This is a genomic window from Blastococcus sp. TBT05-19, assembly GCF_003319095.1.
GTDB lineage: Bacteria > Actinomycetota > Actinomycetes > Mycobacteriales > Geodermatophilaceae > Blastococcus.
In genome coordinates, this window is sequence record NZ_QOHI01000001.1 from 1017063 (window position 1) to 1029908 (window position 12846).

Sequence of the window (12846 nt, forward strand, 5' to 3'; positions counted from 1 at the left end):
CCGGGGGAGCGTCTTCCTGATGGCCGAGGTGCTCGTCGTCGCCGACGACCTGACCGGCGCGAACGCGACGGCTGCGGACTTCGCGTCCGCCGGCCTGCGAGCGGCGACGGCGAGCGCCGCCACGGGGGCCGAGGTGGTCACCGACATGGCCTCGCGCTTCGACGTCCTGGTGGCCACGACCGACAGCCGGCACTCCCCGCCGGCCGAAGCGGCCGCGCTGGTGCGGTCGGCGGTGCGGGCCGGCTGGCCGGCCAGGCTGGTGTGCAACCGCATCGACACCACCCTGCGGGGCAACGTCGGCGCGACGACGGAGGCGCTGGCCGCCGAGGTCCGGGCGCTCACCGGCTCCCGGGTGGTGGTGCTCTGCGCGCCGGCGCACCCGACGGCGGGACGGCACACGATCGGCGGCACCCAGCTGCTCGACGGGCGCCGCCTGGAGGAGACCGAGGTCGCGCGGGACGCCCGCACGCCGATGCGCACCTCCGACGTCCTGGAGATCCTGCGGCAGCAGACCGACCTGGCCGCTCACCTGGTGCCCCTGGCCGCGGTGACCGGCCCGGCCCCGGAGCTGGTTGACCACATCGCGTCCGCTCTCGACGCGGGCGTCGACGTCCTGGTCGCCGACGCCACCACCGAGGAGCACCTCGAACGGGTCGCGACCGGCGCCGTGGCCGCCGCCGAGGGACGGGACCTGGTCTGGGTGACCAGCGATCCCGGCCCGTCGGCCGTGGCGATGGCGCGGGCACTGGGTCTGACGCGCGGCGTGCCGGGCGCGCCCCTCCTGGTGGTGTCGGGGTCGGCGACCGAGCTCACCCGCAAGCAGTTGCAGCAGCTGGCCGCGGAGCGGGCCGCCGTCGTGCACACGGTGCCGGTGCTGGAGGGCAGCGCCGTCCCCGACGTGGACGCCGCGGTCGCCGTGCTGGCCGCGGCCCTCGATCGGGCCGGCGCCGACGACATCGTCGTGTTCGCCACCGCCGTCCAGGACTCCGACGTCCGCCCCACCACGGCGGAGGACGCGGTGCGGATCTCGCGCGAGCTCGCGACCGCGGTGCGCCGGGCGCTGGAGGAGCACCCGGTGGACGGGCTGTTCACCACCGGTGGCGACGTGACCGCCGCCGTGCTGGCCGAGCTGGGCTCGCACGGGCTGGAGATCTCCGAGGAGGTGGTCCCCCTGGCGGTCGCGGGAACACTCGTGGGGGGACCCTGGGACGGAGTGCACATCGCGACCAAGGGTGGGCTGGTCGGCGACGTGGGCACCACCGTCACGTGCCTGGACCACCTGCGGCGGACCGTCGAGCTCGACCGCCGCCGCGTCGCCGCCGCCACCTCACGCACCTCGCACCGATCATCGCCGCCCCGCACGAAGGAGAGAGACACATGACCCGACACGTACTCGCAGTGACCCTGGGCGACCCGGTGGGCATCGGACCCGAGATCACGGCGCGGACCCTTGCCGAGCAGGCCGGCGCGGCCGACCACCACGGCGTCGCCGTCGGTGACGCCGCCGCCCTGCGGCGGGGGGTCGAGGCGATGGGCCTGGACGTCGAGGTCCGCAGCGTGGACGGCTTCGACGTCGAGCCGGCCGAGGGGTTCATCGACATCGTGGACACCGGTGTGCTCGGCGACGACGTGCCCGAGTGGGGCAAGGTCGACGAGCGTGCGGGCAAGGCCGCGGTCGCGGCGATCGAGACCGCCACCCGGGCCGCCATGGAGCGGAAGGTGGCCGGCATCGTCACCGGCCCCATCCACAAGGAGGCCATCTGGGCCGCCGGCTCGAAGCACCTGGGCCACACCGAGATGCTCGGCGAGCTGACCGGGGTGACCGAGCAGGACACGATGTTCGTCGTCCGCAACAGCGCGGCGGCCGGCCACCACCTGCGCATCTTCTTCACGACCCGCCACGTCTCGCTGCGCAAGGCGCTCGACCAGCTGACCAAGGAGCGGATCGAGTCCTCGATCCGGAAGGCGCACACCGCGCTGCAGGTCTTCGGGGTCGAGAACCCGCGGCTGGCCGTCGCGGCGCTGAACCCGCACGGTGGCGAGAACGGCAACTTCGGGGACGAGGAGATCGTGCACATCGCGCCCGCGTGCGAGGCCGTCCGGGCGGAGGGGCTGGACGTGCGGGGTCCCATCCCGGCCGACTCGGTGTTCCACCAGGGGCTGGTCGGCCGGTTCGACGGCGTCCTGTCCCACTTCCACGACCAGGGCCACATCCCCGCCAAGACCTTCGACTTCGACGGGACGATCTCGGTGACGGTGGGTCTGCCGATCCTGCGGACCTCGGTCGACCACGGCACGGCGTTCGACATCGCCGGGAGCGGCAAGGCCGGCCACGGCACCATGCTCTCGGCCTACCTGGCAGCGGTGGACTACGCCCCGTACGTCGACAACATCCGCCGCGCCTACGGGTCCTGATCCGGAGCCGGCGCCGATGGGGGAGACGAGGAGACGTCGCTCGACCGAGGAGCGGCACGAGGCGCTGCTCACGCTGCTGCGCGGCGGGGCCGACGGGGTGGAGACGCTGGCCGACCAGGTCGGCGTCTCCGCCTCGACCGTCCGCCGGGACCTGGCCCGGCTGCAGCGCGAGGGGCGGATCGCCCGCACCTACGGCGGGGCGCTCGTCCGCGAGGTCTTCCACGAACGGTCCTTCGGCGAGAGCGCCCAGCTGTTCGCCGGGGCGAAGGCGGCCATCGCCGCCGAGGCGGCGGAGCTCGTGCCGGCCGAGGCCAGCGTGTTCGTGGACGCCGGGACGACCTGCCTTGCCCTGGCACGCGTCCTCGCCGAGCGCGGCCCGCTGACGGTGACCACCCGCGGGTTGGAGGCGGCGCTGCTGCTGGCCCGGGTGCCCGGCCTGCGCGTGATCATGGTCGGGGGGCAGGTGCAGCCGCTCAGCCACGGGGTGGCCGGTGCGCTGTCGGAGGTGGCCCTCGGCCGGCTCGCCTTCGACGTCGCCTTCCTCGGGGCGGACACCCTCGACCCGGAACGGGGCCTCGGTGAGCCCACCGTGGAGGAGACCTACGTCAAGGAACTGGTGGCCGGGCGGTCCAGCCGGGTCGTCGTGCTCGCCGACGCCTCCAAGTTCGCCCCGGACAACGCACCCGCCTGGACGCGGCTGGGCGGGGAGTGGAGCGTGCTCACCGACGACGGCGTGGACGACGCGACCGTCGCCCGGTTCCGGCGGCGGGGGATCAGGGTCGACCCGGTGCGCTGAGGTGCCGGGCGGCGACCTCCGCCGCGAGCCGCTCGAGCAGCTCCGCTGCCTGCGCCATGCTGCGCGCCGGGTCGGGTTCCAGGTCCGCGAGCGCGTAGGCCGCGTCGATGCCGGCGTCACGCAGCTGGTCCTCGCGGAGCGCGTTGCGCCCGCACACCGCCACGACCCGCGCACCGGCGTCCCGCGCCGTGCGCGCCACCCCGACCGGCGCCTTGCCGTGCAGGGTCTGCTCGTCGAGCGACCCCTCGCCGACGACGACCAGCTCGGCGCCGCGGACCAGCTCGCCGAAGTCCAGCAGGTCGAGCATCAGCTCGATCCCCGGTCGCAGGGTCGCCCCGAGCACGGCCATCGCGGCGAAGCCCACCCCACCGGCTGCCCCGGCTCCCGGCGCGTCCCGGACGTCCCGGCCGGTGGCGGCGGCGACCAGGTCCGCGAAGCGGGTCAGGTTCCGGTCGAGCAGCTCCACCTGCGCCGCGTCGGCCCCCTTCTGCGGCCCGTAGACGGCCGGCGCGCCGGTCGGCCCGGTCAGCGGGTTGTCGACGTCGCAGGCGACCACGAGCTCCGACTCCGCCACGTCGGGCAGCAGCCCGTCCAGGTCGATCCGGGACAGCTGCGCGAGCGCGTCGCCACCCGGACCGATCTCGCGCCCGTCGGCGTCGAGCAACCGGGCGCCGAGGGCCTGCAGCACGCCGGCGCCGCCGTCGGTGCAGGCGCTGCCGCCGATGCCCACCACCACGCGCCGGGCGCCGGCCGCCAGGGCGGCGGCGATCAGCTCGCCGGTGCCCCGGCTGGTGGCGCTGAGCGGCTCGGGCCGGCCTCCCGGCAGCCGTGACAACCCCGACACGTCCGCCATCTCCACGACCGCGACCGGGCCCCGCCGGCCGTAGGCGGTGGCCACCGGCTCACCGGTCGGTCCGGTCGCCGTGACCGGCACGCGCTCGAAGCCCGAGGCGACCGCGGCGTCGAGGGTGCCGTCACCGCCGTCGGCCACGGGTACCGCCCGGACGTCGAGGTCCGGGATGACGGTGCCGAGCCCGCGGATCACCGCCTCGGCCACCTCGGCCGCGGTCAGCGAGCCCTTGAACTTGTCCGGCGCGACCAGGACCCGTGTCATGCCCGGATCGTGCCAGCCGTGAGGGCGCGGGGCTCAGGCGGTGACGTCGACGAGCACCTTGCCGACGGCGCCGTCCTGCACCGCCTGGTGCGCGGCCGCGGTCTCGGCCAGCGGGTGGACGTGCAGCGGCAGTCCGGCCTCCTCGCCGACCCGGATGGCGCCGTCGGCGACCGCGGTGGCGACGTCCTCGATGGCGAGCACCTTGGCGCGCTCCGGCTCGGTGTAGACGAGCACGAACTGCCAGCGGGCGTTGGGCCCCATCTGCGCGCGCACGGGCACGGTCACCTCGGCGCCGCCGTCGTCGGCGTACATGGCGACCGCCCCGTGCAGGCCGATCACCTGCGCGTCGACGGCGGCGTTCACCGCGGCGGACACCTCGACGATGGACGCGACGCCGTTCGGAGCGATCCTCCGGACCTCGGCGACGACGTCCTGGTCCCGGTAGTTCACGACGTGGTCGGCGCCGGCGGCCGCGGCGAGCTGCGCCTTGCGGGGGCTGCTGACCGTGGCGATCACCGTGGCGTCGGACCACCGCGCGAGCTGGATGGCGGCGTTGCCCACCGCACCCGCCCCGCCCTGGACGAGCACGGTGTGGCCGGTCAGCGTGCCGGGGCCCAGCCGGTCGGGGAGCGACTCGGCCACGGTGAGGCAGCGGTGCGCGGTCAGGAACGGGATGCCGAGCGCTGCGCCCAGCTCGAAGGACGGGTCCTCGCCGAGCAGGACCACGTGCCGGGCGGGGACGACGGTGTGCTCGGCGGCGGTGCCCCACGGGCGCTGCCAGGCGGCCTCCCAGATCCACACCCGCTGGCCGACCATCGCCGGGTCGACGCCCTGACCGACGGCCTCGACGGTGCCGGCGCCGTCCTGGTTCGGCACCTGCCCCTCGGGGCCGGGCTGGGCGGTGGAGCGGGACTTCCAGTCGGTCGGGTTCACCCCGGAGAAGGCGACGCGGACCCGGACCTCGCCGGGGCCGGGCTCGGGCACCGGCCGCTCGACCAGCTCGAGGACGTCGGGGCCGCCGGGACTGCTGTAGGAGATCGCTCGCACGGAGGTCCCCCTACCCGGCGACGGGGGTCTCAGTCAGCCGGCGTAGGCGTGCGGGTCGGTCGGCCAGTCCACCGGCGGCAGGCCGGCGAGCTCGATCATCCGGTCGACCGTCAGCTCCACCACCTCGTCCTCGGGCGGGACACCGGCGGGGGAGGCCAGCAGGGCCTGGACGTCGGCCGGGTCGAGCGGGGTCCCGGTCGCCTCCACGACCCAGCGGGTGAAGCCCTCGGCCTCGGCGGCCGCGTCCACCGGGTCGGCGGCATCGGCGTCGTCGAAGTAGAAGCGCGGCTCGTAGCGGAGGAAGAAGCGCCCGCCCGAGGCGTCGGCTCTGCGGTAGTCGACGGTGGCGAAGCCGCTGTCGTGCACGTCGAGGATCAGGAACGGCACCGCGGTCGGGCCCCCGGTGCTCCACCGGCCGTCGCTGTAGGAGAGCTTCCCGGAGTACCCCACCCCCGGAGGCTAGCCGCCGCCCCGCAGCCCCGCGGAGGGCTCCGGAACGCTCGGACGTGCGGCGATGCCGCCGGAGGGCCAGCATGCACACCGGAGGGGGTCGCGCCCGCGGCCACCACCGCGGCATGGGGAGTGGGCATGGCTTCCCAGAAGACCTCCGACGGCTTCATCCGCACGCTCGGACGCTGGGACGTCCTGGCCGTCGCCTTCGGCGCGATGATCGGTTTCGGCTGGATCGTCCTGACCGGAGGCTTCCTGGAAGGTGCCGGGCCGCTCGGCGCGGCGCTGGCCTTCGTCCTCGGTGGGATCGTGGTCGCCCTGGTCGGCCTGACCTACGCCGAGCTGGTGTCGGCCATGCCGCACGTCGGCGGGGAGCACAACTACGTCCTCAGGGCGATGGGCAGCCGCCCCGCGTTCTTCACCTCGTGGACCCTGGTGCTCGGCTACGTCTCGGTGGTGGCGTTCGAGGCGGTCGCGCTGCCGCAGACGATGCTCTACCTCTTCCCCGACATGCTCGCCGGCCGGATGTGGAGCGTCGCCGGGTACGACGTCTACGCCACCTGGGCGGCGGTCGGGATCGTCTCCGCGATCGTGATGACCGGGCTGAACTACATCGGCGTCCGGCCCGCGGCGGTGTTCCAGAGCATCGCCGTCCTGTTCCTCCTCGCGGTCGGCGCGGCGCTGCTCCTCGGCAGCTTCGTGGGCGGGAGCACGGAGAACATGGAGCCGCTGATCACCGGCGGCGTCGCCGGGCTGGTCGGCGTGCTGGTCGCCACGCCGTTCCTCTTCGTGGGCTTCGACGTCATCCCGCAGTCCGCCGAGGAGATCAAGCTGCCCTACCGGCAGATCGGCCAGCTGCTCCTGCTCTCGGTGCTGATGGCCGTGGCCTGGTACGTGCTCATCATGCTGACCGTCGGCTCCTCGCTCCCGGTCGGAGAGCTCGCCGCGTCCGAGCTCGCGGCCGCCGACGGCATGACCGCCCTGTGGGGCAGCGACGCGATGGGGACGATCCTGGTCCTCGGTGGCATCGCCGGGATCCTGACCTCGTGGAACGGCTTCCTCATCGGCGCCAGCCGGCTGGTCTACGCGCTGGCCCAGTCCGGCATGCTGCCGCGCTGGTTCGGCCGGCTCCACCCGCGCTACCGCACCCCCGGCAACGCCCTGATCTTCATCGGTGGGCTCTCGGTCCTCGCGCCGCTGTTCGGCCGGCAGACCCTGGTCTGGATGGTCGATGCCGGCGGTCTGAGCATCATCGTCGCCTACGTGATGGTGGCGCTGAGCTTCGTCGTGCTGCGGCGCCGGGAGCCGGGGATGGACCGGCCCTTCCGGGCGCCCGGAGGCACGGCCACCGGTGTGGTCGCGGCCGTGCTGGCGTTCGGGCTCGGCATCCTCTTCATGCCGGGCATGCCGGCCGCCCTGGTGTGGCCCTACGAGTGGGTCATCTTGGGCCTGTGGTGGGTCATCGGCGTGGTCTTCATGCTCCGGGTGCCGCGCGTGGGCCCCGGACCCGAGGCCGAGGCGAGGGTCCTGGCCGCGCGCATGCGGTGACTGCTCGGGGCGTCAGCCGGCGACGGCGACGCGACCGGTGAGCAACGCGGAGGCGACGTCGAGACGGCCGTTCCCCTCCGCGATGGCGGCGGCCGCGGTGGCGATCGCGAGTTCGGCCGACGATCGCTGCCGATCCGCTCTCGGGCAGGCTGCGCACCATGAGTTCCAGTGGGCCCGCGATCTTCGACGACGACCTGGCGTGCGACGTCCGTGATCTGTACCGGAAGGCACTCCTGGACCGGGTCCCCGACGACGAGGCGACCCGCCAGAGCATCGAGGGCTGGGAAGAGCTCGGGCCCGACGAGGAGCCGGTGCTCTGGCTGGCTCTGGCGGCTGCCCAGTTCGAGGTCGGCCGGCTGGACGAGCGCGTCCGTGATCGGGCCGTCGAGGCGATCGACTCCGGTCGGGACCTCGTCCGCTGGCAGGAGGCCGGCCCCGAGTTCGCGGCGGAGCGTGCTGCCGTCCTGGCGGCGCTGCGCGAGCAGCTGACCGGACCGCAGCCGAACCGCAAGACGCTCCGCCGCCCTTGGCGCGAGGTCACCGACCTGGAGGCAGGCATGGTGCTGGCCTGGTCGGCGAGCGACGGAACCGTCGCGCTGCTCCGGGTGGTCCAGCGGCTGGAGGACGAGTTCGACCACTCGGTCCGGCCGGTCCTGGAGCGGTTGGCCTGGTCCGGTCACGACGTCCCGCCGGCCGAGGTGCTGGCGAGGCTGCCGGCCGCAGCCGACGACGGCGCCTGGCGACCGGCGGACGGCGGAGGGCCGCACCGACCGGGTGTCTACATCCCGTTCCGGCTGAGGAAGCGCGATCCCGACTGGCGCGACGTCGGGTTGACCGTGTGCGGCCATGTGCCGGCTCGGCCGGGCGATGACGGCGACTGGATCCTGGGCACCGCGGGCCTCATGTGGTCTGGCCTGCCGTACTACTTGGAGCTCGCCGTCGTGGGGAAACCACCGGAGTAGCGCGGCTCCCGAGGCGGGAACGCGTCAGCGCGGGGTGATCGACAGGGTGAGCCGGGCGCGGCCCTCGTCGGAGCGGGCGGTGGCGATCCGTTCGGCCGAGGGCGTGCCGTACTCCGTCGTCCGCTGACGAGCGGGCCGGCCGATCGCGGCGGCCATGGCCTCAAGCTCGGCGATGGTCTTCAGCGAGCCGTTCTCGCTGCCGGCCATCCGGCTAATGGTCTCCTCCATCAGCGTGCCGCCGAGGTCGTTGGCCCCGCCCTGCAGCACCGCCTTGGTGCCGGCGTCGGCGAGCTTGACCCACGAGGTCTGGATGTTCGGGATGCGCCCGTGCAGCAGCAGCCGCGCGACCGCGTGGATCGCCCGGTTCTCCCGCACCGCCGGCCCCGGGCGGGCGACGCCGGCCAGGTAGATCGGCGAGTTGTGGTGCACGAACGGCAGCAGCACGAACTCGGTGAAGCCACCGGTGCGGTCCTGCAGCGCGGCCAGGGTGCGCAGGTGCGCGACCCAGTGCGCCGGGGTGTCCACGTGCCCGTACATCATCGTCGACGTCGTCGGGATCCCGACCTCGTGCGCGGTGCCGATGATCTCCAGCCAGGTCGCCGTCGGCAGCTTGCCCTTGGTCAGCACCCAGCGGACGTCGTCGTCGAGGATCTCGGCCGCGGTGCCTGGGATCGAGTCGAGACCGGCCGCCTTGAGCTCGGTGAGGAACTCGCGGAACGACAGCCCGGTGCGGGCCGCGCCGTTGACGATCTCCATGGGCGAGAAGGCGTGCAGGTGGATGCCGGGCTGCCGCTTCTTCACCGTGCGGGCCAGGTCGAAGTAGGCGGTGCCGGGCAGGTCGGGGTGGATGCCGCCCTGCATGCAGATCTCGGTCGCGCCGGCGGCCCACGCCTCGTCGACCCGGTCGCCGACCTGGCTCATCGAGAGCGTGTAGGCGTCGGCGTCGGTGCGCCGCTGGGCGAACGCGCAGAACCGGCAGCCGGTGTAGCAGACGTTGGTGAAGTTGATGTTCCGGTTCACGACGTAGGTGACGTCGTCGCCGTTGACGTCGGCCCGCACGGCGTCGGCCAGCGCGCACAGGTGCTCGAGGTCGGTGCCGTCGGCGCCCAGCAGCGTGAGGTACTCCGCGTCGGTCAGCCCGGCCGGGTCCTGCTCGGCGTGCAGCAGCGCGGCCAGCACCTCCGGGTCGCCGACGGTCAGCGCCGTCGAGTGCCCGTCGCGGGCGCTCTCGGTGCGCGACCGCAGCTCGGACCAGTCGCCGTAGACGGCGTCGAAGTCGCTGCGCCGGTCGGCGGTGCGGCCGACGGTGTCGACCTCGACGTGCAGGTCCACCCGCCCGGTCGACGTCCACGCCTCGTCCGGCTCCTGCCACGGCAGCCCGACCGGGTTGCGGCCCTCGACCGCCAGTCCGTCGGGGCCGGCCAGCGCGTCGACGTGCGGGCGCACCCGCGGGTCCAGCCACGGCTCGGGCTGCAGCACGTACGGCGGCTGGGCGGCCAGCCGCTCGCGCAGCTCGAAGCCTGCCTCGGCGGACAGGGCCGCCAGCTTGTCGATGTTCGGCCAGGGCCGCTCGGGGTTCACGTGGTCCGGCGTCAGCGGGGAGACCCCGCCCCAGTCGTCGACGCCGGCGCGCAGCAGCAGGCCGAGCTCGGTGGAGTCGCTGAGGTTCGGCGGCGCCTGCACGCGAGCCTTCGGCCCGAGCAGCAGCCGGGTGACGGCGACGGCGGCGATGTACTCCTGCAGCTCCAGGTCGTCGTGCGCCTGCATCGCGGTGCGCGGCTTCGCCCGGAAGTTCTGGACGATCGTCTCCTGCACGTGCCCGTGCCGCTGCGCGCTGGCGCGGATCTCCAGGACGGCGTCCACCCGCTCGGCGTAGTCCTCGCCGATGCCGAGCAGCACGCCGGTGGTGAACGGGACGGCGGAGCGCCCGGCCTCCTCCAGCACCCGCAGCCGGACGGCGGGCTCCTTGTCCGGGGAGCCGAAGTGCGGGCCGCCGGGATCGGACCACAGCCGCGTCGCCGTCGTCTCCAGCATCATCCCCATGGAGGCGGCGACCGGCTTGAGCCGCTGGATCTCCTCCCACGACAGCACGCCGGGGTTGAGGTGGGGCAGCAGCCCGGTCTCCTCGAGCACCCGGATCGCCATCGCGCGCAGGTAGCCCAGCGTCGAGTCGAAGCCGTGCGCCTCCAGCCACTCCGCCGCGACGGGCCAGCGCTCCTCGGGCCGGTCGCCCAGGGTGAACAGCGCCTCCTTGCAACCCATCGCCGCTCCCGCGCGGGCGACGTCGAGCACCTCGTCGGGGGAGAGGTAGGGGGCCTTGCCCTGCGCCCGGAGCTGGCCCGGCGTCGTCACGAACGTGCAGTAGTGGCAGCGGTCGCGGCACAGGTGGGTGAGCGGGATGAACACCTTGCGGCTGTAGGTGACGACGCCGGGCCGCCCGGCCGACGCCAGGCCGGCGTCGCGCACCCGGCCGGCGGCGGTGAGCAGCCGGTCCAGCGGCTCGCCCTCGCCCAGGCCGCGGGCGTGCAGCAGCGTCTCGGCCTCGACCGCGTCGAGGGTCACGCCGCGCTCGGCGCGCACCAGGACGCGGCGGACGGCGGACTCGGTGGGGGCAGGCAGCGGACTCATCGGTCACAACGCTATCCCGGCCACCCTTCAGGGACCCGCGCCGAGCGTGCGAGGTGTGGGGGGAAGGGTGGTCCTTCGTCAGACGTCGCGGCGCTGGAAGGACAGCGCGGTCAGCCCCCAGACGACGGCGATCCAGACCGCCGCCCACACCAGGTAGGCGGCGGTGAGCGGGGCATCGCTGAGGAACGGGAACCCGGCCTCGCCCTGGCCCATCTGGGCGAGCGCGAACGGGTCCTGGAAGGCGTTCATCGCACCGCGCCACAACCCGTCGGTGGGCAGCACGACCCGTGACACCGACCCGACTCGCTCCACGCCCTCGTTGCCCAGCGCCGCGCCGATCCCGCCGACGACGCCCGCCACCCAGGTAGCGCCGAAGAGCCCGACCGAGATGATCCCGGACGCCAGCGGCGAGACGACGCTGGACAGCAGCAGGGCCAGGGTCAGCAGCACCACGGTCTCGGCGGCGAGCAGGAGCAGCCCGGCGACCGGATCCGGGGGCCAGTAGCCGACCGCCCAGCGCACCACCAGCAGCTGCGCCAGCCCGGCCACGACCACGTAGCCGCAGCCGAAGGTGAGCAGGCCGAGCCACTTGCCGAGCAGCACCGACGAGCGGCGGACCGGCCGGGCGAGGATCGCCAGCGCCTGCCCGGACTCGACCTCGCCGGACAACGTCGGCCCGGCCAGGAACGCGGTGCCGATCGCCGCGATCAGGCTGAACCCGAACATGATCAGGTTCAGCAGCACCGAGGCGATCAGCCGGGCCTCGCCGCTGGTCATGGTGCCGAGGTCGGTGTCCAGCCCGATCAGCTTGGAGAACCCCCAGCCGCTCAGGGCGAGCAGCACCACGGTGAGCACGAGCAGCGCCCAGACGACGCGGCGCCGGAAGGCCTCGCGCAGGGTCAGGCCGGCGACGGTCAGCGCGATCACGGGGCGACCTCCTCGTGCCGGAGCACGGCGAGCAGGCGCTCCTCCAGGCTGATCCGCACCGGCTCGACGGCGTGCACGCGCACGCCGAGGCCGACGAGGTCGCGCACCAGGTCGGGCACCGTGACGCCGTCGTCGTCGGAGGTGAGCTGGACGGTGAACCAGTCGCCGCTGCGGGTCAGCGCGCCGGCCGCCCGCATGCGCTCCTCGGCCGGTCCGTCGGCTCCGGCGAGCCGGAGCCGCACCTCGCGCTGGCCGAGCAGCTCGGCCAGCGTGCCGGACGCGGCCACCCGGCCCCGGTCGAGGATCACGACCCGGTCGCACACCCGCTCCACCTCGCCGATCAGGTGCGAGTTCAGGAGCACGGCGACGCCGCGGGACTTCAGCGAGAGCACGATGTCGCGGACGTCGACGCGGCCCAGCGGGTCCAGGGCGCTGGTCGGCTCGTCGAGGACGACGAGCTCCGGGCGGGCGACCAGCGCGACGGCGAGGCCGAGGCGCTGCTGCATGCCCTTGGAGAACCCGCCGACCCGGTCGCCGGCGCGCTCGGCCAGCCCGACCAGCGCCAGGCACTCGCGCCGCTCGGAGGCATCGACGTCGGCACCGGCCAGCTTCACGTGCAGGTCGAGCACCTCGGCCGCGGTCAGCCAGGGCTGGTAGCGGAAGAGCTCGGGCAGGTACCCGACGGCGCTGCGCGAGCGGGGATCGGTCGAGGGACGGCCGAGCAGCAGCACCTCGCCCGCGTCGGGCCGCACCAGGCCGAGCAGCATCTTGATGACGCTGGTCTTCCCGGCGCCGTTGGGGCCCAGCAGCCCGACGACCTCGCCGCGGCCCACCGTGAAGGAGACGTCGTCCACGGCGGTCCGGCGTCCGTACCGCTTGCGCAGCCCGGAGCACCAGACCGCCGGGGACGGCGGGATGCCGGCGAGCGGGTCGGACGTCACGCCGCGGACGGTAGCGGC

At 74.3% G+C, this 12846-nt stretch carries 11 protein-coding genes; 5 read left to right on the forward strand and 6 right to left on the reverse strand.

The genetic code is table 11. The annotated features are described in order from the left end of the window. Nucleotides 1-19 precede the first annotated feature (19 nt). The 3 genes from DQ244_RS04990 to DQ244_RS05000 are packed head-to-tail and all read left to right on the forward strand — an operon-like array spanning nucleotide 20 to nucleotide 3211. Nucleotides 20-1381, forward strand: a complete 1362-nt coding sequence (locus DQ244_RS04990; protein ID WP_113810277.1) for a four-carbon acid sugar kinase family protein — start codon at nucleotides 20-22, stop codon at nucleotides 1379-1381. Next, nucleotides 1378-2415: a 4-hydroxythreonine-4-phosphate dehydrogenase PdxA gene (gene pdxA / locus DQ244_RS04995; RefSeq protein WP_113810278.1), complete on the forward strand. Its 1038-nt coding sequence runs from the start codon at nucleotides 1378-1380 to the stop codon at nucleotides 2413-2415. Before DQ244_RS04990 ends, pdxA begins: the two co-directional genes overlap by 4 nt. A gap of 16 nt (nucleotides 2416-2431) precedes the next feature. Next, nucleotides 2432-3211: a DeoR/GlpR family DNA-binding transcription regulator gene (locus tag DQ244_RS05000; RefSeq protein ID WP_113810279.1), complete on the forward strand. Its 780-nt coding sequence runs from the start codon at nucleotides 2432-2434 to the stop codon at nucleotides 3209-3211. Here the strand turns inward: DQ244_RS05000 and DQ244_RS05005 are convergent. The 3 genes from DQ244_RS05005 to DQ244_RS05015 are packed head-to-tail and all read right to left on the reverse strand — an operon-like array spanning nucleotide 3189 to nucleotide 5822. Then, on the reverse strand, nucleotides 3189-4325 hold the full coding sequence (locus tag DQ244_RS05005) for a glycerate kinase (RefSeq protein WP_113810280.1): 1137 nt from the start codon (nucleotides 4323-4325) through the stop codon (nucleotides 3189-3191). The two genes, DQ244_RS05000 and DQ244_RS05005, sit on opposite strands and share 23 nt — an antisense overlap. A 33-nt stretch (nucleotides 4326-4358) precedes the next feature. After that, nucleotides 4359-5372, reverse strand: coding sequence for an NADPH:quinone reductase (locus DQ244_RS05010; RefSeq protein WP_113810281.1), 1014 nt, complete (start codon nucleotides 5370-5372; stop codon nucleotides 4359-4361). Nucleotides 5373-5405: 33 nt separating this feature from the next. Then, nucleotides 5406-5822: a hypothetical protein gene (locus DQ244_RS05015; RefSeq protein ID WP_147251469.1), complete on the reverse strand. Its 417-nt coding sequence runs from the start codon at nucleotides 5820-5822 to the stop codon at nucleotides 5406-5408. Nucleotides 5823-5960: 138 nt separating this feature from the next. Between DQ244_RS05015 and DQ244_RS05020 the strand changes: the two genes are divergently transcribed. After that, on the forward strand, nucleotides 5961-7370 hold the full coding sequence (locus tag DQ244_RS05020) for an APC family permease (RefSeq protein WP_113810283.1): 1410 nt from the start codon (nucleotides 5961-5963) through the stop codon (nucleotides 7368-7370). A 158-nt stretch (nucleotides 7371-7528) separates the two neighbouring features. After that, nucleotides 7529-8332, forward strand: a complete 804-nt coding sequence (locus DQ244_RS05025) for a hypothetical protein (RefSeq protein ID WP_113810284.1) — start codon at nucleotides 7529-7531, stop codon at nucleotides 8330-8332. A 24-nt stretch (nucleotides 8333-8356) separates the two neighbouring features. On the opposite strand, the gene DQ244_RS05030 is transcribed toward DQ244_RS05025, so the two are convergent. The 3 genes from DQ244_RS05030 to DQ244_RS05040 form a co-directional block, all read right to left on the reverse strand. Continuing rightward, complete coding sequence (locus DQ244_RS05030; RefSeq protein ID WP_113810285.1) at nucleotides 8357-10960, reverse strand: bifunctional FO biosynthesis protein CofGH; 2604 nt, start codon at nucleotides 10958-10960, stop codon at nucleotides 8357-8359. Nucleotides 10961-11038: 78 nt separating this feature from the next. After that, complete coding sequence (locus tag DQ244_RS05035) at nucleotides 11039-11887, reverse strand: ABC transporter permease subunit (protein ID WP_113810286.1); 849 nt, start codon at nucleotides 11885-11887, stop codon at nucleotides 11039-11041. Further along, entirely contained in the window at nucleotides 11884-12828 is a 945-nt protein-coding gene (locus DQ244_RS05040) for an ABC transporter ATP-binding protein (protein WP_233491173.1), read from the reverse strand. The genes DQ244_RS05035 and DQ244_RS05040 overlap by 4 nt, the downstream gene beginning before the upstream one ends. Between the last annotated feature and the right edge of the window lie 18 nt (nucleotides 12829-12846).

Bases quoted from the DNA above. Each gene is read 5' to 3' on its own strand.
- DQ244_RS04990 (WP_113810277.1), top strand. From the start codon at position 20: ATGGCCGAGGTGCTCGTCGTCGCCGACGACCTGACCGGCGCGAACGCG.
- pdxA (WP_113810278.1), top strand. From the start codon at position 1,378: ATGACCCGACACGTACTCGCAGTGACCCTGGGCGACCCGGTGGGCATC.
- DQ244_RS05025 (WP_113810284.1), top strand. From the start codon at position 7,529: ATGAGTTCCAGTGGGCCCGCGATCTTCGACGACGACCTGGCGTGCGAC.
- DQ244_RS05000 (WP_113810279.1), top strand. From the start codon at position 2,432: ATGGGGGAGACGAGGAGACGTCGCTCGACCGAGGAGCGGCACGAGGCG.
- DQ244_RS05030 (WP_113810285.1), bottom strand. From the start codon at position 10,960: ATGAGTCCGCTGCCTGCCCCCACCGAGTCCGCCGTCCGCCGCGTCCTG.
- DQ244_RS05020 (WP_113810283.1), top strand. From the start codon at position 5,961: ATGGCTTCCCAGAAGACCTCCGACGGCTTCATCCGCACGCTCGGACGC.
- DQ244_RS05005 (WP_113810280.1), bottom strand. From the start codon at position 4,325: ATGACACGGGTCCTGGTCGCGCCGGACAAGTTCAAGGGCTCGCTGACC.